Source organism: Microbacterium sp. HD4P20 (assembly GCF_019449275.2).
Classification (GTDB): Bacteria; Actinomycetota; Actinomycetes; order Actinomycetales; family Microbacteriaceae; genus Microbacterium.
The window spans coordinates 177,121-199,043 of the sequence record NZ_JAHZQZ020000014.1 but is presented as its reverse complement, the minus strand read 5'-3'; the positions used below and the strand labels follow the sequence as shown (position 1 = coordinate 199,043).

General features: G+C 69.4%; 24 protein-coding genes and 2 tRNA genes. 10 read left to right on the top strand and 16 right to left on the bottom strand.

The features are described from left to right. Nucleotides 1–51: 51 nt before the first annotated feature. Nucleotides 52–945 (top strand): acyl-CoA thioesterase II, encoded by an 894-nt coding sequence (locus tag K0817_RS09185; protein WP_219981157.1) that lies wholly within the window; start codon nucleotides 52–54, stop codon nucleotides 943–945. 20 nt (nucleotides 946–965) lie between these two features. Here K0817_RS09185 and K0817_RS09180 read toward each other — a convergent pair whose 3' ends face one another. The 4 genes from K0817_RS09180 to K0817_RS09165 form a co-directional block, all read right to left on the bottom strand. After that, entirely contained in the window at nucleotides 966–1,448 is a 483-nt protein-coding gene (locus tag K0817_RS09180) for a thioesterase family protein (protein ID WP_219981605.1), read from the bottom strand. 49 nt (nucleotides 1,449–1,497) lie between these two features. After that, nucleotides 1,498–3,177, bottom strand: a complete 1,680-nt coding sequence (gene ettA / locus K0817_RS09175) for an energy-dependent translational throttle protein EttA (RefSeq protein ID WP_219981156.1) — start codon at nucleotides 3,175–3,177, stop codon at nucleotides 1,498–1,500. Between the two features lie 61 nt (nucleotides 3,178–3,238). Then, on the bottom strand, nucleotides 3,239–3,727 hold the full coding sequence (locus K0817_RS09170; protein ID WP_219981604.1) for a hypothetical protein: 489 nt from the start codon (nucleotides 3,725–3,727) through the stop codon (nucleotides 3,239–3,241). A gap of 86 nt (nucleotides 3,728–3,813) precedes the next feature. Further along, entirely contained in the window at nucleotides 3,814–4,365 is a 552-nt protein-coding gene (locus K0817_RS09165) for a single-stranded DNA-binding protein (RefSeq protein ID WP_219981155.1), read from the bottom strand. A 219-nt stretch (nucleotides 4,366–4,584) separates the two neighbouring features. Between K0817_RS09165 and K0817_RS09160 the strand changes: the two genes are divergently transcribed. After that, nucleotides 4,585–4,851, top strand: a complete 267-nt coding sequence (locus tag K0817_RS09160) for a hypothetical protein (RefSeq protein ID WP_219981154.1) — start codon at nucleotides 4,585–4,587, stop codon at nucleotides 4,849–4,851. Between the two features lie 19 nt (nucleotides 4,852–4,870). Here the strand turns inward: K0817_RS09160 and K0817_RS09155 are convergent, their stop codons facing one another. Continuing rightward, nucleotides 4,871–6,295: a PLP-dependent aminotransferase family protein gene (locus K0817_RS09155; protein ID WP_219981153.1), complete on the bottom strand. Its 1,425-nt coding sequence runs from the start codon at nucleotides 6,293–6,295 to the stop codon at nucleotides 4,871–4,873. A 61-nt stretch (nucleotides 6,296–6,356) separates the two neighbouring features. Between K0817_RS09155 and K0817_RS09150 the strand changes: the two genes are divergently transcribed. Beyond that, nucleotides 6,357–6,971, top strand: a complete 615-nt coding sequence (locus tag K0817_RS09150) for a YitT family protein (RefSeq protein WP_219981152.1) — start codon at nucleotides 6,357–6,359, stop codon at nucleotides 6,969–6,971. A gap of 39 nt (nucleotides 6,972–7,010) precedes the next feature. Here the strand turns inward: K0817_RS09150 and K0817_RS09145 are convergent, their stop codons facing one another. Beyond that, on the bottom strand, nucleotides 7,011–7,223 hold the full coding sequence (locus K0817_RS09145) for a methyltransferase (protein WP_219981151.1): 213 nt from the start codon (nucleotides 7,221–7,223) through the stop codon (nucleotides 7,011–7,013). A gap of 105 nt (nucleotides 7,224–7,328) precedes the next feature. Here K0817_RS09145 and K0817_RS09140 point away from each other — a divergent pair. The 6 genes from K0817_RS09140 (at nucleotide 7,329) to K0817_RS09115 (ending at nucleotide 9,392) form a co-directional block, all read left to right on the top strand. Beyond that, nucleotides 7,329–7,401 (top strand) — tRNA-Arg (locus tag K0817_RS09140). A 58-nt stretch (nucleotides 7,402–7,459) separates the two neighbouring features. Further along, nucleotides 7,460–8,086 carry an oligoribonuclease gene (gene orn / locus K0817_RS09135; RefSeq protein WP_219981150.1) on the top strand — a complete coding sequence of 209 codons (627 nt, stop codon included), beginning with the start codon at nucleotides 7,460–7,462 and terminating at the stop codon, nucleotides 8,084–8,086. Between the two features lie 37 nt (nucleotides 8,087–8,123). Beyond that, a tRNA-His gene (locus tag K0817_RS09130) sits at nucleotides 8,124–8,199 on the top strand. A gap of 34 nt (nucleotides 8,200–8,233) precedes the next feature. Continuing rightward, complete coding sequence (locus K0817_RS09125) at nucleotides 8,234–8,605, top strand: metallopeptidase family protein (protein ID WP_219981149.1); 372 nt, start codon at nucleotides 8,234–8,236, stop codon at nucleotides 8,603–8,605. Further along, nucleotides 8,596–8,904: an ATP-dependent Clp protease adapter ClpS gene (clpS, locus tag K0817_RS09120; RefSeq protein WP_219981148.1), complete on the top strand. Its 309-nt coding sequence runs from the start codon at nucleotides 8,596–8,598 to the stop codon at nucleotides 8,902–8,904. Before K0817_RS09125 ends, clpS begins: the two co-directional genes overlap by 10 nt. After that, on the top strand, nucleotides 8,901–9,392 hold the full coding sequence (locus K0817_RS09115; RefSeq protein ID WP_219981147.1) for a DUF2017 family protein: 492 nt from the start codon (nucleotides 8,901–8,903) through the stop codon (nucleotides 9,390–9,392). Before clpS ends, K0817_RS09115 begins: the two co-directional genes overlap by 4 nt. 22 nt (nucleotides 9,393–9,414) lie before the next feature. On the opposite strand, the gene K0817_RS09110 is transcribed toward K0817_RS09115, so the two are convergent. The 6 genes from K0817_RS09110 to gatC all read right to left on the bottom strand — a co-directional run bounded on the left by K0817_RS09110 (nucleotide 9,415) and on the right by gatC (nucleotide 15,105). Further along, nucleotides 9,415–9,960, bottom strand: coding sequence for a hypothetical protein (locus tag K0817_RS09110; RefSeq protein ID WP_301339843.1), 546 nt, complete (start codon nucleotides 9,958–9,960; stop codon nucleotides 9,415–9,417). Between the two features lie 22 nt (nucleotides 9,961–9,982). Next, a complete protein-coding gene (locus K0817_RS09105; protein ID WP_219981145.1) occupies nucleotides 9,983–10,303 on the bottom strand; it encodes a hypothetical protein in 321 nt (106 codons plus the stop codon). 75 nt (nucleotides 10,304–10,378) lie between these two features. Then, complete coding sequence (gene dinB, locus K0817_RS09100) at nucleotides 10,379–11,671, bottom strand: DNA polymerase IV (protein ID WP_219981144.1); 1,293 nt, start codon at nucleotides 11,669–11,671, stop codon at nucleotides 10,379–10,381. Nucleotides 11,672–11,746: 75 nt separating this feature from the next. Next, nucleotides 11,747–13,276, bottom strand: coding sequence for an Asp-tRNA(Asn)/Glu-tRNA(Gln) amidotransferase subunit GatB (gene gatB, locus K0817_RS09095; RefSeq protein WP_219981143.1), 1,530 nt, complete (start codon nucleotides 13,274–13,276; stop codon nucleotides 11,747–11,749). Next, nucleotides 13,276–14,796, bottom strand: coding sequence for an Asp-tRNA(Asn)/Glu-tRNA(Gln) amidotransferase subunit GatA (gatA, locus tag K0817_RS09090; RefSeq protein ID WP_219981142.1), 1,521 nt, complete (start codon nucleotides 14,794–14,796; stop codon nucleotides 13,276–13,278). The genes gatB and gatA overlap by 1 nt, the downstream gene beginning before the upstream one ends. 9 nt (nucleotides 14,797–14,805) lie before the next feature. After that, nucleotides 14,806–15,105, bottom strand: a complete 300-nt coding sequence (gatC, locus tag K0817_RS09085) for an Asp-tRNA(Asn)/Glu-tRNA(Gln) amidotransferase subunit GatC (RefSeq protein WP_219981141.1) — start codon at nucleotides 15,103–15,105, stop codon at nucleotides 14,806–14,808. Between the two features lie 66 nt (nucleotides 15,106–15,171). Between gatC and K0817_RS09080 the strand changes: the two genes are divergently transcribed. Then, a complete protein-coding gene (locus K0817_RS09080) occupies nucleotides 15,172–16,875 on the top strand; it encodes a long-chain-fatty-acid--CoA ligase (protein WP_219981140.1) in 1,704 nt (567 codons plus the stop codon). Nucleotides 16,876–16,894: 19 nt separating this feature from the next. Here the strand turns inward: K0817_RS09080 and K0817_RS09075 are convergent, their stop codons facing one another. The 4 genes from K0817_RS09075 to K0817_RS09060 are packed head-to-tail and all read right to left on the bottom strand — an operon-like array spanning nucleotide 16,895 to nucleotide 21,883. After that, nucleotides 16,895–17,212, bottom strand: a complete 318-nt coding sequence (locus tag K0817_RS09075; protein WP_219981139.1) for a YciI family protein — start codon at nucleotides 17,210–17,212, stop codon at nucleotides 16,895–16,897. A gap of 1 nt (nucleotide 17,213) precedes the next feature. Continuing rightward, nucleotides 17,214–19,547 carry an NAD-dependent DNA ligase LigA gene (gene ligA, locus K0817_RS09070; protein WP_219981138.1) on the bottom strand — a complete coding sequence of 778 codons (2,334 nt, stop codon included), beginning with the start codon at nucleotides 19,545–19,547 and terminating at the stop codon, nucleotides 17,214–17,216. A 44-nt stretch (nucleotides 19,548–19,591) separates the two neighbouring features. Next, nucleotides 19,592–20,689 (bottom strand): tRNA 2-thiouridine(34) synthase MnmA, encoded by a 1,098-nt coding sequence (gene mnmA, locus K0817_RS09065; RefSeq protein ID WP_219981137.1) that lies wholly within the window; start codon nucleotides 20,687–20,689, stop codon nucleotides 19,592–19,594. 9 nt (nucleotides 20,690–20,698) lie between these two features. After that, complete coding sequence (locus K0817_RS09060) at nucleotides 20,699–21,883, bottom strand: cysteine desulfurase family protein (RefSeq protein WP_219981136.1); 1,185 nt, start codon at nucleotides 21,881–21,883, stop codon at nucleotides 20,699–20,701. Nucleotides 21,884–21,923: the final 40 nt, after the last annotated feature.

Genomic DNA, 21,923 nt, shown 5'->3' with positions numbered 1-21,923 from the left:
AAGCTACCAAGCAGATCGACGGGCGGACGCCGCCCCCGGAAAGGAGCACCCGTGGACCACGCCGAGCCGACCGTCGAACCCGATCCGGTCGCCTCGCTTCTCGCGGTGCTCGACCTCAACGGCTCGGATGCGCGCACGAGCGAAGACATCTTCACCGGCACGTCGCAGTCCATGCCCCTGGGGCGCGTCTACGGGGGGCAGGTGCTCGCGCAGTCGATCGTGGCGGCCGAGCGCACCATACCCGAAGGGCGCATCGTCCACTCGATGCACGGCTACTTCCTGCGCCCGGGCGACTCCGCGAAGGGCATCACGTTCGCGGTGGACCGCATCCACGATGGCCGGTCGTTCTCGACGCGTCGCACGCAGGCCTTTCAGGATGGCGTGCCCATCTTCTCGATGATCGCGTCGTTCCAGGACGACGACCCCGGCCTGGAACATCAAGAGCCCATGCCGGACGACGTGCCGGGGCCGGACGAGCTCCCCGACGTCGAATCGCACCTCCACGGGCTGCACCCGATGTCCAAGCGGCTCTTCACCGATCGCCCGGTAGACGTGCGTCACATCCCCTCGCCCATCTACGCGAGTGTGCAGGGCGAGCGCATACCGCGTCAGGCTGTGTGGATGCGGGTACGCCGGCCATTGCCCGATGCGGCGGGCATCCACAGGGCGGCGCTGGCGTACCTGAGCGATCTCACCATCCAGGAGTCGATCCTGCGTGCGCATGGGATCGCGTGGGCCACGCCAGGTCTCAAGGTCGCCAGCCTCGACCATGCCATGTGGTGGCACCGATCCGGGCGCGCCGACGAGTGGATGCTGTACGTCCAGGAATCGCCGAGCGCGCGCGGGGGCCGGGGCCTGGCGACGGGCCGCGTGTACTCGGCCGACGGCGTGCTGCTGGCCAGCGTCGCACAGGAGATCATGGTGCGCGTGCCCGACGGGCACTGATCAGCACGAGCTCTGCGCGGTCAGCGGCGATGCGCGTAGCCGATCGGCGCGCCGAGGTACGGCGACCACGCAGCGCGCTCCTCTGCGCTCAGCCGCAGCGGCCGGCCTGTTGCGGCGTCCACCTTCACCACCACCGTCGTGGCGCGCGCGTAGAGGGTCTGATCGGGCGCGGCGGTCTCGATCGGACTGAACACCTCGTAACACACCTCGATGCTCGAGCCGCCGAGCTTTCCGAACCACATCTGCACGTCGAGCGGATGCCGCTGGTAGGGCACGGGCGCGAGGTACTCGATCTCCTGCCGGGCGATGAGCGTGAGCACGCCACTGAAGATGCTCGAGTCCAGCAGCGCTGTCTCGGGCGCGTCCTCGCCCGGCTGCGGCGCCCAGAACGCGCGGACGCGGGCCTCTTCGAGCAGCTTGAGCATCGCGGTGTTGTTGACATGGTTGAAGGCGTCCAGGTCGCCCCAACGCAGGTGGATCGGCAGGTGCAGGCGACGGGGCACCGCGTCCGGCTCGGGGCCGGACGCGGTCGTCACGCTGCCCGCACCGACCTCAGTCACGCGTCAGCTTGCGGTACGCCGAGCGATGGGGTTTGGCCGCTTCCGGGCCGAGGCGCTCGATCTTGTTCTCTTCGTACGCTTCGAAGTTGCCCTCGAACCAGTACCACTTGTCGGGATCCTCGTCGGTGCCCTCGTACGCGAGGATGTGAGTCGCGATGCGGTCGAGGAACCACCGGTCGTGCGTGATGACCACGGCGCAGCCGGGGAACTCCAGCAGGGCGTTCTCGAGCGATTGGAGCGTTTCGACGTCCAGGTCGTTCGTCGGCTCGTCGAGCAGCAGCAGGTTGCCGCCCTCTTTGAGCGTCAGAGCGAGATTGAGGCGGTTGCGCTCGCCACCGGACAGCACACCCGCCTTCTTCTGCTGATCGGGGCCCTTGAAGCCGAACTTCGAGACGTATGCGCGCGAGGGGATCTCGGTCTTGCCGACCGTGATGATGTCGAGTCCGTCGGAGACCACCTCCCACAGCGACTTGTTGGGGTCGATGTTCGAGCGGCTCTGATCGACGTAGCTGATCTTGACGGTCTCGCCGATCTTCAGATCGCCGCCGTCGAGCGGTTCGAGGCCGACGATCGTCTTGAAGAGCGTGGTCTTGCCCACGCCGTTGGGCCCGATGACGCCCACGATGCCGTTCGGCGGCAGACTGAAGCTCAGCCCGTCGATGAGGGAGCGGCCGTCGAAGCCCTTCTGGAGCTTCTTGGCCTCGATGACGATGCTGCCCAGGCGCGGCCCGGGTGGGATCGTGATCTCTTCGAAGTCGAGCTTCCGCGTGCGGTCGGCCTCGGCGGCCATCTCCTCATAACGCGCGAGCCGCGCTTTGGACTTCGCCTGACGTCCCTTGGCGTTCGAACGCACCCAGTCGAGTTCTTCCGCGAGACGCTTGGCAAGCTTCGCGTCCTTCTTGCCCTGGATCGCGAGGCGCTCACCCTTCTTCTCCAGGTACGTGGAGTAGTTGCCCTCGTAGCCGATGAGGCGCCCGCGGTCGACCTCGGCGATCCATTCGGCGACGTTGTCGAGGAAGTACCGGTCGTGTGTGATGGCGATGACCGCGCCGGGGTACTTCTGCAGATGCTGTTCGAGCCACAGGACGCTCTCGGCGTCGAGGTGGTTCGTGGGCTCGTCCAGCAGCAGCAGGTCGGGCTTCTGCAGCAGGAGCTTCGTCAGCGCGACGCGACGCCGCTCACCGCCGGAGAGTGGCCCGATCTCGGCGTCGCCGGGCGGGGTGCGCAGAGCGTCCATCGCCTGCTCGAGCTGCGAGTCGAGATCCCACGCGTCCGCCGCGTCGATCTCTTCCTGGAGCGTGCCCATCTCGGCGAGCAGCGCGTCGAAGTCCGCGTCCGGGTCGGCCATCAGACCGGAGATCTCGTTGAAGCGGTCAACCTTCGCTTTGATGGCGATGCCGTCCTGGATGTTCTCCAGCACCGTCTTGGTCTCGTCGAGCTCGGGCTCCTGCATGAGGATGCCGACCGAGAAGCCGGGAGAGAGCTTGGCTTCGCCGTTCGACGGCGTGTCCAGGCCCGCCATGATCTTGAGGATCGTCGACTTTCCGGCGCCGTTGGGGCCGACCATGCCGATCTTCGCGCCGGGAAGGAACGCCATCGTCACGTCGTCGAGGATCAGCTTGTCGCCGACCGCCTTGCGCGCGCGGACCATCGAGTAGATGTACTCAGCCATGCGGGTTTCTGCTCTCCTTGGAGTACGGACGTCAGCGTCCCAGCCTACCCGCGGGCCAGGGTCACCAGTCGATGGGGCGCGTCTGGCCGATGAGGCAGGTCCCTTCGGCCAGCACCGGCGCGACCACAGCCACCGGTTCGCCCGTCGCCGGACCCACCTGTCCGATGAGGCACTCGTCTGCCCATCGCACCGAGAACTGGATGCTCTCGGCCGGATTGCCCACGGTCGAGATGTCCTCCGTGACCTGCATCGCCGCCTTGTCGAACCCGGCCGCCACCAGTGCGTCGATGTAAGCGCGGCCCGATGGATACTGCACCGAACTCCACACGGAGTTCGTCACTGCTGCGAACACCGGCAGGTTGTCCTCCGCCGAGCCCCCGACGACCAGGACGGGCTCGGGCGGTGCCGAGCTTGTCGAGGGCTCGGGCGACGAAGTCGGCGCGGCCGTCCCGCCGGTCGTCTCATCGGGCGCGGGAGCCAGCGCGGTGCAGCCGGCCAGCAGCGCGACGCCCGCTGCGGCGAGGAGGAGGCGTGCCCCCCGGGAGGTCACGATCACACTCCGCGGAGGGGCGGGCTCGGGATGTCGGGGCACGGGGAGAGTCTATGGCCCGGCATCCCGAACGCGGCCTGAGTACGTCAGAACGGCGAATCGGCACCCGCGAGGACCCGCGTCTCGCTCGACACGTCCGCCCCGACGGCCACGAGCGATGAATCGGGTGTTCCTCCGACGGGTTGGGACGCACCACCGGCGGAATCGATCCCCGGCGCCGCCCACGAGTCCGATTCACTCGGCTCCCGCGTGCTGCCCTCCTGCTCGGAGCGCGCAGACGACCTGCTGGACTTGGAGAACGTGCTCGTTCCCCACAGCAGGTCGTGACCGATGGCCTCGGCGTCGATCTCGACCGCCACCCCGCGCTTCGTCCCGGTGTCCCATTCCCGCAGCCTCAGACGACCCGTGACCAGCACCCTGTCGCCCTTGTGCAGCGAATCGAGCGCGTGCTCGGCGAGCCCGCGGAACGCTGAGACGGAATACCAGTTCGTCCCTGCGTCCACCCACGTGTTCGTGGCTCGGTCGTATCGCCGCTGTCCGCTCGCGACGCGGAAGTTGATGACCGGCACCCCGTTGCCGATGCGTTTGAACTCCGGTTCGGTCGCGATGTTCCCGGTGATCGTGATCGTCTCGTTCATGTGGCTTTCCCTTCGTGACAGTCCGGGGACCGTCCCCGGTGCCGCCGGCGCCCGTGCCCGGTGAACGCCGGCGGCGGATTCAGCTTGGGCCTGTCACACCGCGCGGTCGGCTGTCGCGGACTGTTCTGGGGAAAGTCCGTCGCAGCGTCGCGTTGGGGAGGAAGCGCCGATCGTGGAATGTCGTACGTCGCACATATCTTCGAAGGGAAGGGAGATGATATGGACCAGACAGTGCGACGTGATGCTGAGTTGGCCACGCCGAGAGTCCCCTCCGGAATACCCCTGCGGCTCGCGGCCGCCGCGCCGGCGCTGTGGCGTGTGATCGACCGGAGCGGACGCGTGGTCGGTCACCTGCAGGCGTTGTCCGAGGCCGACGGCATCCGGTATCGAGTCCGCCGCTTTCACCCGCCCTCACGCGCGTTTCTCGATCTCGGCGAGTTCTGGCGGATCGGCGAGGCGATCGACTGCCTGCGCTTCGCGACCTGACGAGCAGGGCGCCGACCTCTCAGACCACAGCCCCCACGCGGTCGACCGCTGTGGCCGGCGCCCCGGCACGCACGGAGCGCCACGACTGCGCGAGCTCTCGCACGGCACGGACCAGCTCCTCAGGGGGCGCGGTGAACGGTACCCGCAGGTGGCGCTCGTGGCCCCCCTCGACCGAGAAGCGTGGTCCCGCCGACAGCAGCACTCCGCGGGATCGCACGTCGATCACCACCGCCGAGCTGAGGGGCGCGTTCAGCTCGATCCACAGCGAGACGCCCCCGTTCACCGCGGGGACCCGCCACTCCGGAAGGTGCTCGGCCAGCGCGCTGACCAACGCGTCCCGTCCGGACCGGAGGAGGCTCGAGCGTTGCGCGAGGATCCCGTCGAGATCGTCGAGGAGGCGCGTCACGACGGCCTGCTCGAACTCCGGCGTGCCCAGATCTTGCGCAGGACGCGCGGCGACGAGCCGCCGGATCAGGTCCCCCTCCGCCCGGACCCAGCCGACGCGCAGCCCTCCCCAGACGGTCTTGCCCATCGAGCCGACGCGCACGACGGTCCCCGGCTCGGCGGTGGCGAATCCGGGCGCGACGGCGCCGCGGTCGATGTCGAGCTCGGAGGTGGTCTCATCCAGCACGAGCACCGAACCGGCCCGCTCCCCCGCGAGAAGGAAGAGGTCGCGCTCCTCCGGGGTCATGGAGCGGCCCGTCGGGTTGTGGAAGTCCGGCATCAGATACGCCATCACCGGCAGCGTCCGCGCGAACGCCTGCTCGGCCCGGTCCAGGTCCCACCCGTCCTCGGTCGTGACCGGAACCCCGACAGGTCGAGAGCCGGCTCGCCGGAGCGCATCGACCGCATGAGGGTACGTCGGCGTCTCGACCAGGACGCGATCGCCGCGCCCGAGCAGCACCGACGCCACGAGATGGATGGCGCTCTGCGCTCCGGTCGTCACGAGGACCTCGTCCGGGCGGGTCGGGATCCCACGGCGCTCGTAGTGGCGAGCGATCGCCTCGCGCAGCTCGATGCGTCCCAGAACGTCGTAGCCGACACGAGCGACGAGCGTCGACGCGGACTGCGCCACGTCGCCCATCACCCCCGCCAGTCCGGGCCACGCGGGAGGACTGGCCTGCTGCAGATCGATCGTGCCGTCCGCCGCAGCGGCACGGCCGAGATCGTGGCGCCCGAGCGGCAGCGTCACACTACCGGATCCTCTCAGGCTCGAGATGTGGCCGGAATCCCGCAGGCTCCGGTACGCGGCCGCGACGGTGCTGCGACTCGCCGCCAGTGCGCCCGCGAGCTCGCGCTCGGCCGGCAAAGCGGTCCTCGGAGCAAGCCGGTTATCGAGGCACAGCAGCCGGATGCCGTCGGCCAGCGCTTCGTACACCGGCTCTTTCGTGCGCCACCCACCCAACGCCGCGGACAGCGCCCGAGCCGAAATCCGTGAATCCATCCAGCCACCTTAGCGGGATTGGACCGGTCACCACGATCCAATCATGCGATTGGATGGGCACATGCCCCGTCGCGTCATGCAGCTGTTCGTGGGCCTGCTCCTCTACGGCGCAGGCTGCGCCCTCACCATCCAAGCGGGCCTCGGGGTGGATCCATGGACCGTCTTCGCGCAGGGCCTCTCGCTCCACACCGAGGTCGGCATCGGGTGGATCACGAACATCCTCGGATTCTTCGTCCTGCTTCTCTGGATCCCCCTGCGACAGAAGCCGGGAGTCGGTACGATCGCCAACATCCTCCTGGTGGGCACCAGCATGCAGGTCACGCTGTGGCTCATTCCCCCGGCGGTCGGGATCGCCTCTCAGATCGCCCTCCTGCTGGGCGGTATCGTCACCGTGGCACTCGCGTCGGGGCTCTACATCGGGGCGCGGTTCGGGCCGGGGCCGCGCGACGGACTCATGACCGGCATGAACACTCGGCTCGGCTGGCCCATCTGGGCGTGCCGCGCGCTCGTCGAGCTGACCGTACTGCTGATCGGCTGGCTGCTCGGGGGAACGGTCGGCATCGGCACCGTGCTGTTCGCGCTTCTCATCGGACCGCTCGTGCATGTCGCACTGCCACTGCTCGACACGCGCCGGGCGGCGCGTGGGGAGGCGCCGGCAGCCCAGGCGGTGCACTGATCCCGTGCACCGCCGGGTCGCTCGAACCGTGCGCCGGCGTCAGTGCTCCCGGAACTGCGGCCAGTCGCTGCCGGGCGTCATATGAGCGTGCAGCGCGCTCTTGGCGACCTCCATGGTGGGGAACGCTCCCAGCACGGAGTCGGCTCCGGCCATCGTGACGATATAGCCCTCATCGTCCTTGCGGATGCTGCCGACGACGCCCGAAGCGCCGTAGGCCACCCAGAGCGGGTGACGCGTCTGCGTGGTGTTCATGGTGAACTCCTTTCGATGCCTCCGGTGCCGACGCTACGCCGTGACGCGCGGACACGCCAGAGCCGTAGGTTCTCGCGCGACCGGGTAATCTGGTCACCCACCCTTCCCTCCGTAGCTCAGGGGACAGAGCGAGCGGTTTCTACCCGCAAGGTCGGGGGTTCGAATCCTCCCGGAGGGGCTCCGGGCTCGGCGGCACCGCCGGGCCCGCTGTCGGGGGCATCAATAGGATGGACCGCATGGTGGGGGCTTCTGAGAACGATCGCCTGGTGTGGATCGATTGCGAAATGACCGGACTCGATCTCGAGGTCGACGAACTCGTCGAGATCGCGGTCGTCGTGACCGACTTCGAGCTGCGCGCTCTGGACCCGGGGTTCCACGTCGTCATCAAACCCGATGCCTCGGCGATGGCGAACATGAACGAGTTCGTCACGAACATGCACCGCACGTCCGGGCTGATCGACGAGATCCCCCACGGCGTCACCGTGGCGGATGCCGAATTCCAGGTGCTCGAGTACATTCAGCGCTTCGTGCCGCTCGAGGGCAGAGCTCCCCTCGCCGGGAACACCATCGGCACCGACCGGATGTTCCTCGCGAAGTACATGCCGCGAGTGGACCGGTGGCTGCATTACCGCAATGTGGACGTGTCGAGCATCAAAGAGCTGGCGCGTCGCTGGTACCCCCGCGCGTACATCCACGCCCCCGCGAAAGACGGGGGTCATCGCGCTCTCGCCGACATCCTCGAATCGATCCGAGAGCTGGCCTATTACCGCCAGGCGGTGTTCGTGCCGGAGCCGGGTCCGACCAGCGACGGGGCGCGCGCCGCGGCGGCCGCCGTCGTTTCGTCGTTTGCCCCTGAGGTGTGAGAGAATTTTCTGGTTGCCCGCTCAGGCGGGAGACATGGTGGGTATAGCTCAGTTGGTAGAGCACCTGGTTGTGGTCCAGGGGGCCGCGGGTTCAAGTCCCGTTACTCACCCCAAGCAGTCGGATCGAGGTCTCGCCAGCGGCCCTGCGTGTCGGCGAACCGAGGCATCATGATGGAGATGGATGCCGAGACGTTCGAGCAGCTCGTGATCGACGAGCTCGACGCCCTCCCCGATGACATGGTCGAGGGGCTCGACAACGTCGTCTTCGTGGTCGAGGCTCGCTCCGAGGACGGCGGCCTCGACCTGTTCGGCCTCTACGACGGATGGGCGCTCACCGAGCGCGACCGGTACGGGGGCGGTGAGCTGCCTGACCGAATCATCGTGTACCGCGACGCGCATCTGGCGGCCTGCGACGACGAGGCCGCCCTGCGCGATGAGGTGCACACGACGCTGGTGCACGAGATCGCGCACTTCTATGGCATCGACGATGCCCGCCTGCACGAACTGGGGTGGGCGTGATGGGGGCGTCGGCGGCACCAGCACTGGAACGGGAATCCGAGACGCGCGAGAGCATCAGTGCGGACCGCCCCTGGCAGACGGTGGTCTGGGACGACCCGGTGAACCTCATGAGCTACGTCACCCATGTCTTCCGCGAGTACTTCGGGCTGCCGCACGCCGAGGCGGAGCGTCTGATGCTCGCTGTGCACAACGAGGGGCATGCCGTCGTCGCGGTCGGCGCGCGAGAGCGCATGGAGCTGCACGCTCAGGCGATGCATGACTACGGGCTGTGGGCGACCGTGCGCCAGGAGCCGCAATGACGGCGCGCATCATCGTCGTCGAGCTCGCCCGGCTCGAGGCTGCTCACCTGGCCGGGATCGTCGGTCAGTTCCTCGATCTCGTCGCAGACACCGCGCCCGAAGCCGGCGACCCCGCGATCGGCAGGCTCGTGCCGCCGGCCTATGCGGACGCGGCCGATGCTCGCGAGTTCCGGGATCTCACGCAGGCGCATCTGCTCGATCGCCGACGAACCGACGCCGGTCTGGTGCTGGCTTCTCTCGCGGGCGCGGCCGAGATCCCCGACGACCCCGAGGATCCCGCTCTCATGGAACCTGTCGAGGTGCGCCTGGATCCCGACGCGGCGCAGGCCTGGCTGCGCACGCTGGCGGCCGTCCGCCTCGTGCTGGCCACCAGGCTCGAGATCACCGGTCCGCAGGACTACGACCCCGACGACCCGCGCTTCGGCATCTACGAGTGGCTCGGATACCGCCTGGACGGACTCGTCGCCGCCCTCGACGGCGACATGTGATTCGCCGACTCGACACTCCCGTTCACGGAACGCGGAAGACGTGTGTGGCGAGCCGGGTGGGCTCGTCGCGCTCGATGTGGCGCTGCTCCTGCTTCGCCCAGCGCTCCCAGTGCGGCCGGTAGGCATCACCGTCGCGCGTCAGCGCGCGGTGTCGTCGCGAGCCGTCGGGCGACTCCAGCCAGACGCGGATGTCGCCGAGGCGCGCCGTCGCCGGCGTCAGAAGCCCGGCTCCCTCCACGATGAGCGGCAGGGAAGGATCGACGGCGTGGGCTTCGGCGGGCTGCTGAAGCTCCCAGTCCCAGCGCTGCCATACGCCGACGATGCCGCGGGCGTGGGGCACGAGGATCTGCTCCCGCGCGGCTTTCACACCGTCATCGAGACCGTCCCACCCGGGGTAGATGGAGTCCAGCGCCACGAGCTGCACGCGACCGCGCAGCGGCCATCGTGTGACGAGCCCCCGGGCCAGCGAGGTCTTGCCGGCTCCGCTGCGACCATCGACGAGCACGACGGGATTGGATGCTGCGGTCCGCGTGATCGCCGAGACGAGGTCCCCCGCCGCAGACTCCAGCGACGCCGCGACAGGATCCGGGCTACTTCTTGAGGGCGCGGATGACACGACTGAGCGCACGGCCGGCGAAGAACACGAACGGCACGGCGACGGCCAGAAGGGCGACGATGTTCGGTTCGAAGCGGACGTCGTCCCCGCGCCGGATGTAGGCGCCGACCGGGATCGCGTAGCCGCCTCCCCCACCTCCGCCGTTCCCCGCCTCGTCGGAGCCACCACCGAAGCCCGACCACGTCAGTGCGACGGGAATGAGACGGACGCCGTCGACATCCTGCTGCTCCCCGTAGGCGCTCTTGACGCCGAGAGTCGCGGACTGCTTGCCGAGTTCGAGTGCGATATTGGGCATGGCTCCACGGTAGCGGGCGCGCACGCGACTGCCCAGCCTCTCTTCGGCCACGCGTCCAATCAGTCCCGCGTCTGTTCAGTCCGGCGTCTGTTCCGCCCCGGTCGGTGCTCCCGTATCCCGCGGCGCGGGCGGCTTCGAGGGCAGGGTGCCACTGGCGCGCCCGCGGCCGAGCAGCGTGGCACGTGTGATCGCACCTCGCCCGAACTTCGCCGCCGCACCGTCGAGCGCATCCTCGACGCGGCGCCATTCCTCGTCGTCGTCCCACAGCGCCGGGGCGCCACCGCCGGCCGGGCGCAGGCGCTCGGCGCGGACGCCGATGAGGCGCACCGGCAGGCGCCGTTCGATCGCACCATACAACTCGTGCGCGGCATCCCCGATCCGCTGGCCGACCGCCGTCGGCTCTGACAGGGTCTGCGAGCGGGTGATGGTGGTGAAGTCCGCGAACCGCACTTTGATCGCGATCGTCGCCGCCTCCCACTCCCCCGCTCGAAGCCGCGCTCCGACGCGATCGGCGAGGCGACGCAGCTCGGCGCGCAGGATGGAGTCGTCGGCGATGTCTTCGAGGAAGGTCTCTTCGTGCCCGATGCTCTTCTCCACACGGTGGGTGTCGATCGGTCGCGGGTCGATTCCCCGGGACAGCTGCCAGAGCCGCTCGCCCATCGCGTCGCCGAGAACCCGGTCGAGCACGTTCCGTGGTGTGTCGAGCACGTCGGCCACGGTGCGGATGCCGCGTCCCTCGAGCGCCTCCGCCGTCTTCGGCCCGACACCCCAGAGCGCGCGCACGGGGCGCGGCCGCAGGAAGGCGTCCGTCTCGCGATCGGGAACGATGAGCAGCCCATCGGGCTTGCTGATGGTCGACGCCATCTTCGCCACGTGCTTCGTCGCCGCCACGCCCACGCTGCAGGTCAGCCCGGTCTCTTCGACAACACGAGCGCGCAGCATCCGCGCGATCTCTCCCGGCGATCCCCACAGCCTGCGCGCGCCCCGCACATCGAGGAATGCCTCATCGATCGACAACGGCTCCACCAGCGGCGTGATCTCGCGGAAGATCCGCATCACCATCGCGGACATCTCCAGGTAGCGGTCGAAGTGCGGCAACACCACGATCGCGTGCGGACAGAGGCGGAGCGCCTGGCCGACCGGCATCGCCGAACGGACGCCGAACCGGCGCGCCTCGTACGAGGCACTCGAGACGACGGAGCGGCCGTCGGGCGCCCCGATGATGATCGCCTTGCCCCGCAGCGATGGGTCGTCGAGCTGCTCGACCGATGCGTAGAACGCATCCATGTCGACATGAAGGATCCCGGTACCGGCATCGTCGGCACCTTCGGGTGATACGAGCCGGCCAGATCCGTCGCCGCGCCCCATGGATCCATTCTGCGTCGCACCGCCGACATCCCGCGCCTCCGGGCCGTCAGCCGACCCGGAGCACGAGAGGCCGTACTATTGCGCCGCGCGCTCCAGAACCAGTTCGCGCACGCGTGCGGCGTCGGCCTGACCCTTCATGGCCTTCATGACCGCGCCGATGATGGCTCCCGCGGCCTGCACCTTTCCGTCGCGGATCTTCTCGAGCACGTCGGGCTGCGAGGCCAGCGCCTCGTCGATCGCGGCGATGAGCGCACCGTCATCCGAAACGACCGCCAGTCCGCGAGCGGCGACGACGTCCTTGGGTGAGCCCTCGCCCGCAACCACGCCCTCAAGCACCTGACGCGCGAGCTTGTCGGTCAGCGTCCCCTCGTCGATGAGCAACTGCAGCTCGGCGACCTGGGCGGGAGTAGCGAGATCGGATGCCTCGCGTCCGGTGCCCTCCGCACTCGTCGCGTTCGCGATCCGTGTGAGTTCGCCCGTCCACCATTTGCGGGCGGACGCCGGCGCGGCACCCGCGGCGACGGTTGCCTCGACCTCGGCGAGAAGCCCGCCGTTGACGACGTCCTGGAACTCGAGGTCGGTGAAGCCCCATTCGGCCTTCAGACGGCGACGACGTGCGGCGGGCGGCTCCGGCAGTGCGCCACGCAGCTGCTCGATGAGCTCCGGCGCGGGGACGACGGGAAGCAGATCCGGCTCAGGGAAGTACCGGTAGTCGTCGGCGTCGGACTTCGGGCGCCCCGGCGAGGTGGTCCCGGTGTCTTCGTGCCAGTGTCGCGTCTCCTGCGTGATCTTTCCGCCGGCGGCGAGAATCGCCGCCTGACGCTGGATCTCGTAGCGCACCGCCCGCTCCACCGACCGCATGGAGTTGACGTTCTTGGTCTCGGTGCGCGTGCCCAGCTTCTCCTGGCCGCGCGGGCGGAGCGACACGTTGGCGTCGCAGCGCAGGTTGCCGCGCTCCATGCGGGCATCCGAGATCCCGAGGCTCAGGACGATGTCGCGGATCGTCTGCACATAGGCCTTGGCGACGTCCGGCGCGCGGTGCTCGGTGCCGTAGATCGGCTTGGTGACGATCTCGACCAGCGGCACGCCGGCGCGGTTGTAGTCCACCAGCGAGTATTCCGCGCCCTGGATGCGCCCGGTTGCCCCACCGACGTGGGTGAGCTTGCCGGCATCCTCTTCCATATGGGCCCGCTCGATCGGCACCGGCACGATCGTGCCGTCGGCGAGTTCGACGTCGACGTGGCCCTCGAAGGCGATCGGCTCGTCGTACTGCGAGATCTGGTAGTTCTTTCCCAGGTCGGGGTAGAAGTAGTTCTTTCGGGCAAACCGGCTCGACGGCGCGATCGAGCAGCCGAGGGCGAGCCCGAGACTGATCGAGTAGCGCACGGCCGTCTCATTGACTACGGGCAGCGCGCCGGGCAGCCCCATGTCGACCGGGGCGACCAGGGTGTTCGGCCCGGCAGCATGGTTGGCGGAGTTCGCCGGGTTCGCCGCGGCCGAGAACATCTTGGTCTCGGTGTTCAGCTCGACGTGAACCTCGAAGCCGAGCACGGGCTCGAACAGCTCGAGTGCCTTGTCGAAGTCCATCAGCGCGTCCTTCGCCATCAGCGGGCGCCTCCCATCGAGTCGAGCATCGGCGCCCTGTCGAGGAGCGGTCCACCCCATTCGTCGAGGAGCACGGCCTCGAGCGCCGCGCCTACGCGGTACAGACGCGCGTCTTCTCGCGCCGGAGCGAGGAACTGGATGCCGACGGGCAGTCCGTCTTCGGCGGCCAGACCGGACGGGATCGAGATCCCGGGAACGCCCGCGAGGTTCGCGGGAATCGTCGTGACGTCGTTGAGGTACATCTGCAGTGGATCGTCGATCTTCTCACCGAGCTTGAACGCGGTCGTCGGCGCGGACGGCGTGGCGATCACGTCGACCTGCGCGAAGGCCTCGTCGAAGTCGCGCTGGATGAGGGTGCGCACCTTCTGGGCCGAGCCGTAGTACGCGTCGTAGTAGCCGGCCGACAGCGCGTAGGTGCCCAGGATGATGCGTCGCTTGACCTCATCCCCGAAGCCCGCGTCACGCGTGGCCGCCATGACGTCCTCGACCGTGCCGCCGGGCACGTCGACGCGCATTCCGAAGCGCACGGAGTCGAACTTCGCCAGGTTGCTGGATGCCTCGGCGGGCAGAACGAGGTAGTAGGCGGCGACGCCGTACTCGAAGTGGGGTGCGCTGATCTCGACGATCTCGGCACCGTGCGCCTGCATCGCGTCCAGCGCCGCACGGAACGACTCCGACACACCGGCTTGGAAGCCGCTGTCGGGCAGCTCCTTGATGACGCCGACCCTCAGGCCCTTGAGCGCGTCGCCGGTGGCGCCCTCACGCGCGGCCGCGGCGAAGGACGGCCAGGCCTCGGCGAGCGAGGTCGAATCGTGCGGATCATGCCCGCCGATGACGTCATGGAGCAGGCCGGCATCCAGCACGGTGCGGGTGACCGGCCCCACCTGATCGAGGGACGAGGCCAGTGCGATCGCACCGTAGCGGCTCACCCCGCCGTAGGTCGGCTTCATCCCGACGGTCCCGGTCACGTGCGCCGGCTGGCGGATCGAGCCGCCGGTGTCGGAGCCGAGGGCGAGGGGCGCCTCGAACGCAGCCACGGCGGCGGCCGAGCCACCGCCGGAGCCGCCCGGGATGCGCTCGAGATCCCACGGGTTGCGGGTGGGCCCGTAAGCGGAGTGCTCGGTCGACGAGCCCATCGCGAACTCGTCCATGTTGGTCTTGCCCAGGGGCACGAGTCCGGCCACGCGGGCGCGCGCCACGACCGTCGCGTCGAACGGCGACATGTAGCCCTCGAGGATCTTCGAACCGCTGGTCGACGGCATGTCGGTCGTGACGAGCACGTCCTTGATCGCCAGCGGCACGCCGGCCAGTGGCCCGAGCTGCTCGCCCGCCGCACGGCGGGTGTCGATGCCGGCCGCGACGTCGAGTGCCCGCTCGCTCACGTGGAGGAAGGCGTGGATGTCGCCGTCCACGGCCGCGATGCGGTCGAGGTGCGCCCGGGTCGCCTCCACGCTGGAGACCTCGCGCGAGGCGAGCTTGTCTGCGAGCGCGGCAGCGCTCAGCTTGGTCAGGTCGGTCACGGGTGCCCCTTACTGCTCTTCGCCGAGGATCGCGGTGACGCGGAATCGCCCGTCCGCGGCTTCGGGCGCATTCTGCAGCACCTGGGCCGGGGTGAGGAGGTCGCCCACCTCGTCGGGGCGGAAGACGTTCTGCAGCGCGATCGGGTGACTCGTCGCCGCGATGTCCGGGGTGGCGACCTCTGAGACTTTGGCAATGTTGTCGACGATGACGTCGAGCTGGCCGGTCAGGCGCTCGACCTCCTCGTCGCTGAGCTGGATCCGGGCGAGCACACCGAGATGGCGCACGAGATCAGGGGTGATTTCAGACACCACGCCAGTCTATTCGGAGTGCGAGGCACCTCCGGGGGCGCGGGGGCCCCGGCGTAGGCTTGGCCCGTGACGACCTACGACCCGCCGCGCCCCTGGATCGCCAGCTACGCCGAGGGGGTGCCAGCGGATCTGCCGCCGGTATCGGGCTCCCTGGTCGACATCGTCGAGGCATCGGCGCGCGACTATCCGGATGCCGCCGCCCTGCAGTTCTTCGGACGCACGACGTCGTACCATTCGCTCCACGAGCAGATCGAGCGGGCCGCCGCGGGTCTGCGCGACCGCGGCGTGCGCGCCGGCGACCCCGTCGCCATCATCCTTCCGAACTGTCCGCAGCACATCGTCGCGTTCTACGCCGTCCTGCGTCTGGGCGCCGTGGTGATCGAGCACAACCCGCTCTACACGCCGCGGGAACTGCGCAAGCAGTTCGAGGACCACGGCGCGAAGCACGCGATCGTCTGGAGCAAGGTCGTCAAGACCGTGCAGGACTTTCCGTCCGATCTCGCAGTCACCACGATCATCACCGTCGACATCACTACGGCGATGCCCTTCCGCACGCGTGCGGCGCTGCGCCTGCCGATCGCCAAGGCCCGCGAGGCGCGTGCCGCCCTGACAGAACGGGTGACCGGCGCCGTCGCTTGGGAGGACGTCGTCGGAACCGCCCCGCTGCCGCCCACGCATCCGAAGCCCGCGACGGACGATCTCGCGCTCATCCAGTACACCAGCGGCACGACCGGCAGCCCGAAGGGAGCATCGCTGACGCATCGCAACCTGCTCTCCAACGCGGCGCAGGCGCGTGCCTGGGTCCCCTCGATCGTGCGCGGCGACGGATGCGTGGTGTATGCCGTGCTGCCGATGTTCCACGCGTACGGCCTCACTCTGTGCCTCACGTTCGCGATGTCGATGGGCGCCCGCCTGGTTCTTTTCCCCCGTTTCGACCCCGACATGGTGCTGGAGGTCACGAAGAAGCATCCGGCGACCTTCCTGCCGCTCGTCCCGCCGATCGCCGATCGCCTGCTGAAGCCCGCCCGCGAGAAGGGCATCTCACTGGCCGGCACGCAGGTGGCCATCTCGGGGGCGATGGCGCTGCCGCACGAGCTCGTCGTGCCGTTCGAGGAGGCCTCCGGCGGATATCTGGTCGAGGGCTACGGACTGAGCGAATGCTCGCCCGTACTGATGGCCAATCCCGTAGCGGACAATCGCGTGCCCGGCACGGTCGGACTGCCGCTGCCGGGCACCGAGTGCCGCGTGGTCGACCCCGACGACCCGACGCAGGATGTCGCCCCCGGCGATCGTGGCGAGCTCCTGGTACGCGGCCCCCAGGTCTTCGGCGGGTATTACGGCAAGCCGGAAGAGACCGAGGCCGTGCTCGCGGACGGGTGGTTCCGCACTGGTGACATCGTCACGATCGACGACGCCGGCTTCGTGCGGATCGTCGATCGCATCAAAGAGCTCATCATCACCGGCGGCTTCAACGTCGCGCCCACCGAAGTGGAGAGCGCTTTGCGGCAGCACCCGATGGTCGAAGACGTCGCCGTCGTCGGGCTGCCCAGCGAGCATTCCGGCGAGGAGGTCGTCGCGGCGATCGTGTGCGCCCCCGACGCCGGCGATGTGGATGTCGAGGCGGTGCGCGAGTTCGCCCGCGGCATCCTGACCCCGTACAAGGTGCCACGTCGCGTCTTTGTGGTCGACGAACTGCCGAAGTCCCTGATCGGAAAGGTGCTGCGCCGTAAGGTGCGCGAGCGACTGCTCACGCTGACGACGGGGTCGTAGGCCTGCCACGCTCGCGCGCTCATTGTTCCGCGAGCCCGTCTCGAGCGACGGCCACCGCGTACGGGTGGAGGGATGCCGCGAACAGGCCCGCCGCGACCGCCGGGTCGTCGCCCATCACCGTGCGGGCAGCGGCCCTGTCGTCTGCCTCGAAGATCACGAGACCGAACGTCCCGACGGTCTCCTGGGTGCGGCCCGCCAGGATCAGGATCCCGCGCTCTTTCAGTTCGAGCAGGTAGGCGAAGTGCGCGCCGACGATCCGTTGCTCGTCGGATGTTGGGTCGGCGACCATCCCGGCGCGGGTCGGGACGATTCGGTAGAGCCACTGCGACACCGCCATGTCACTCCGCGTTGGGCTCTCCGCCGTCGAGGGCCGCCGGACCTCGCGTCACCAGGAGATGGAATTGAGCCGCATCGAGGATCCGGAGGCCGAGTTCCTCGGCCTTCGCGAGCTTTGAGCCCGCTCCGGGGCCGGCCGCCACGAAATCCGTCTTCTTCGAGACGCTCGAGGCGGCCTTTCCGCCAGCGTTGAGGATCGCCTCCTGGGCGCCCTCACGCGTGTAGCCCTCGAGTGACCCGGTCGCGACGATCGTGAGTCCGTCCAGAACGCCGCCCGAGGCTGCGGCAGCGCCCGGACCGGGGTGACGAGGGGTGCTCAGCTGCGCTCCGGCAGCGGACCATCGATCGAGAATCTCGCGATGCCAGTCGACTTCGAACCAGTCGGTGAGCGAGTCTGCGATGATCCCGCCGACCCCCTCGACCCCGGCGAGCTCGTCGCGGGTGGCGGCGCGGATCGCGTCGACCGATCCGAACCACTGCGCCAGCGCCCGGGCGGCGACCGGGCCGACGTGCCGGATGTTCAACGCGACGAGAAACCGCCAGAGCTCCTTCGTCTTGGCGCGCTCGAGCTGATCGAGCAGGGTGAGCGCCTGCGCCGAGGGCTGCGGTCCGGTGTTGCCCGCCTTCTTCTCTGCCGGGCTGGGGTTGCGTCGGAACGGGGCCCGGCGCACGATGTCGCCGGTCTTCGCGTCGACGCGAGGCTCACCGGTCTCGGCATCGCGCACCACCACTTCGATGGGTACGAGCTGCTCGAGGGTCAGTTCGAAAAGAGCGGCCTCCGTCTCCAGCGGCGGCGTCTCGGGCACCGAGGGCTGCGTCAGCGCCGCGGCGGTGACTTCGCCGAGGGCCTCGATGTCGAGCGCTCCCCGCGAGCCGATGTGCTCCACCCGGCCGCGGACCTGCGCCGGGCAGGCACGCGTGTTGGGGCAGCGCAGATCGATGTCGCCCTCTTTGGCAGGGGCCAGCGGCGAACCGCACTCGGGGCAGTCGGCCGGCATGACGAACTCGCGCTCGGTGCCGTCCCGCAGCTCGACCACGGGACCGAGGATCTCGGGGATCACGTCTCCGGCTTTGCGCAGCACGACGGTGTCGCCGATGAGGACGCCCTTGGCCCGCACGACGTCCTGGTTGTGCAGCGTCGCCTGGCGCACCACCGAGCCCGCGACGCGCGCGGGGGCCATGACCGCGAACGGGGTCGCGCGGCCGGTGCGGCCCACCGAGACCACGATGTCGAGCAGCTTCGTGTTGACTTGCTCCGGCGGGTACTTGTAGGCGATCGCCCAGCGCGGGGCCCGGCTGGTGGCGCCCAGTTCGTCGTGCAGCTCGAGTTCATCTACCTTGACGACGATGCCGTCCAGCTCATGCTCGACGGCGTGGCGATGCTCGCCGTAGTACTCGACGAACTCGAGTACGCCATCGATGTCGTCGAACGTGCGGAAGTACGGGCTCGTGGGCAGTCCCCACTCGCCTAGCAACGCGTAGACCTCGCTCTGCGACGACACCGGCGGACGACTCCATGCCCCGATCCCGTGCACGAACAGCCGCAGCGAGTCCAGTCGCGCCTGGCCCGCCTCGCGCTCGAGCCCGTCCTTCTTGTCGAGCTGCTGGCGCAAACCACCCGACGCCGCGTTGCGCGGGTTGGCGAACGAGGGAAAACGCCTCTCGGCACTCACGCGGGCCTTCGCCTCGTCGAACCCCCGGGCGCGGGCTCGAGCATCTTCGACGATCCGGTCGCGCATGTCGGCCTGCAGCGCATTGAGCTTCTCGAAGGCGGCGACCGGGATGAAGACCTCTCCGCGCACCTCGACGAGGTCGGGATGCCCCGTGCCCGACAGTCGTTGCGGGATGCCTACGACCCGGAGCGCGTTCGTTGTGACATCCTCGCCGATCCGCCCGTCGCCGCGTGTCGCGGCAGAGGTGAGGATCCCCCGCTCGTACCGGAGGCTGATGGCGAGGCCGTCGATCTTGAGCTCGGTGAGCCACCGCACCTCGCGGCCCGCGGAGGCCCGAGCTTTGACGCACCACTCCCGCAGCTCTTGCGGGCTGAAGACGTTGTCGAGGCTCAACATGCGCTCGGCGTGCTCGACAGGCGCGAACATCGAGCTCTCGGCGGCCCCCACGGTCTGCGTCGGCGAATCCTGCCCCTGCAGTTCGGGGTGCAGCCGCTCGAGCTCTTCGAGGCGATGCATCCAGGCGTCGTACGTGGCGTCGTCGACGATCTCGGCGTCGCGCCCGTAGTAGGCGTCGCGCGCCTCGATGATGCGCTCGATCAGCTGCAGGGACTCGGCTCGCGCGCCCTCGAGACCAGGGTCGGCGGGAAGTGGGGCATCCGTCACCCCGCCAGTCTAGAAGCGGGCTCCGACGCGCGCTCAGGCTCGATTCACGCGTCTACCGGGACGGCGGAGACCGTGCGGTCGATCGTGAACTGGCCGATCACCCGCGTGCCTTCGTAGAGGACGGCGGTCTGTCCCGGCGCGACCCCGTCGAATGGTGACTCGGGCACCACGGTCAAAAGTCCGTCCTCCAGTCGCGCCGCCGCAGGAACCGGTTCGGCGTGCGCGCGGATCTGCACGTGGCACGCGAAGGCGGCTGACTCAGGTGCACGCCCCGCCCACGAGAAGCGCTCCCCCGCGATCTCTGCGGTGGCCAGCGCCTCCTTGGGACCGACCACCACGGTGTTCGACACTGGTCGCACCTCGAGCACGAACCGTGGCTTGCCATCCCGAGCCGGCACCCCCAGCGACAGCCCGCGCCGCTGACCCACGGTAAAGGCGTGTGCGCCCTCGTGGGTTCCGACCACCGCTCCCTCACGATCGACGACGTCGCCCTGGGCTGCGCCCACCTTGTCTGCGAGCCACCCGCGCGTGTCGCCGTCGGGGATGAAGCAGATGTCGTGGCTGTCGGGCTTGTGGGCGACCGTCAGTCCGCGCGCCTCAGCCTCGGCGCGCACGACCGCCTTCGAGGGCGTCGCGCCGAGCGGGAAGTAGGTGTGCCGCAGCTGTTCGGCTGTCAGCACCCCGAGCACGTACGACTGGTCCTTGGCGGCATCCGAGGCCCGGTGCAGTTCCAGACCCTCCGGTCCGTCGACGAGTGTCGCGTAGTGACCGGTGCACACGGCGTCGAAACCGAGTTCCAGAGCCCGCTCGAGCAGCGCGGCGAACTTGATCTTCTCGTTGCAGCGCATGCAGGGATTCGGCGTCCGACCCGCCTGGTACTCGGCGATGAAATCGTCGATCACATCGTCGCGGAAACGCTCCGAGAAGTCCCACACGTAGAAGGGGATCCCCAGGCGATCGGCCGCGCGTCGCGCATCCATCGCGTCCTCGATGGTGCAGCAGCCGCGGCTGCCGGTGCGCAGCGTGCCGCCGGCGCGCGACAGCGCGAGATGCACGCCGACGACGTCATGCCCCGCCTCGACGGCCCGCGCGGCCGCGACAGCCGAGTCGACGCCACCGCTCATGGCCGCAAGGATCCGCATGGGTCCAGTCTACGAACCGGCGCCTGGACGCGGGCCGGACGCCGCACGCGCGCGCTCGACCGCCTCGGGGAGGGCGGCGAGCACCGTGGCGATGTCCTCGTCATCACTGGTGCGGCCGAGCGTGAACCGCAGCACTTGCCGCGCCTCGGCAGCCGTTCGTCCCATCGCGGTCACCACATGCGAGGGCTCGGGGATCCCGGCCTGGCACGCCGAACCCGTCGAGACCGCGACGCCGGCCCGATCCAGCAGGAACAGCAGGGTCTCGCCCGACGCCCCGGGAAAGAGCACATGGGCATTCCCGGGCACTCGCTCGACAGGATCACCGAGCAGCTCAGCGCCGGAGACGCTGTCGCGGATGCCGCTCACCAGCCGGTCCCGGAGAGCGGCCAGCCTTTGCGCCTCGGCCTCGCGTTCGGACTCGGCAAGCTCGGCGGCCACGGCGAACGCAGTGGCGCCCGCGACATCCTGGGTGCCGGCACGCAGGCCCCGCTGCTGGCCCCCGCCGTGCACAAGAGCCGCCGGGTTCACCGCGCGCGAGACCACGAGGGCGCCCACGCCGACCGGGCCGCCGACCTTGTGCGCCGAGACGCTCATGGCCCCCAGCCCGCCGGCGGACGCACGATCGCCGCGCCATTCTCGGAACGCCACCGGCACGTGTCCGAACGCGGCCACGGCATCGAGGTGCAGCGGCACGCCGGCGTCGGCGGCCGCGGCCGACAGCGCTGCGGCGTCGTTCACCGTGCCGACCTCATTGTTGGCCACGAGCGCCGTGGCCACAGCGGCGCCGGGGAGGGCCGCCGCGAAGCGGTCGAGGCCGATGCGGCCATGCGCGTCCAGCGGCACGGCCCGGACCACGGCGCCCTGAGCCGTGAGCCACTGGACGGCGTCGATCGTGGCGTGGTGCTCGCCATCCGGCAGGACGATCGCGTCCCCTCCCCCGTCGCGGCTCCACCAGAGACCCTTGATCGCCAGATTCACCGCCTCGGTGCCACCCGCGGTGAAGATCACTTCGACCGCATCGCAGTCGAGCACGGCCGCCAGCCGCTCACGCGCCTCTTCCAGGAGCCGTCGGGCGTGCTGGCCGGGGCCGTGGATCGACGACGCGTTGCCGAGTGCGTCAGCGGCTTCGAGCCATGCCGCCCGCGCCTCCGGCCGCAGCGGCGTCGTCGCGGCGTGGTCGAGATACACGGCCATCCGCTCTCCTCCTCGATCGTCGCCGGGGCGCCGGCCCCAC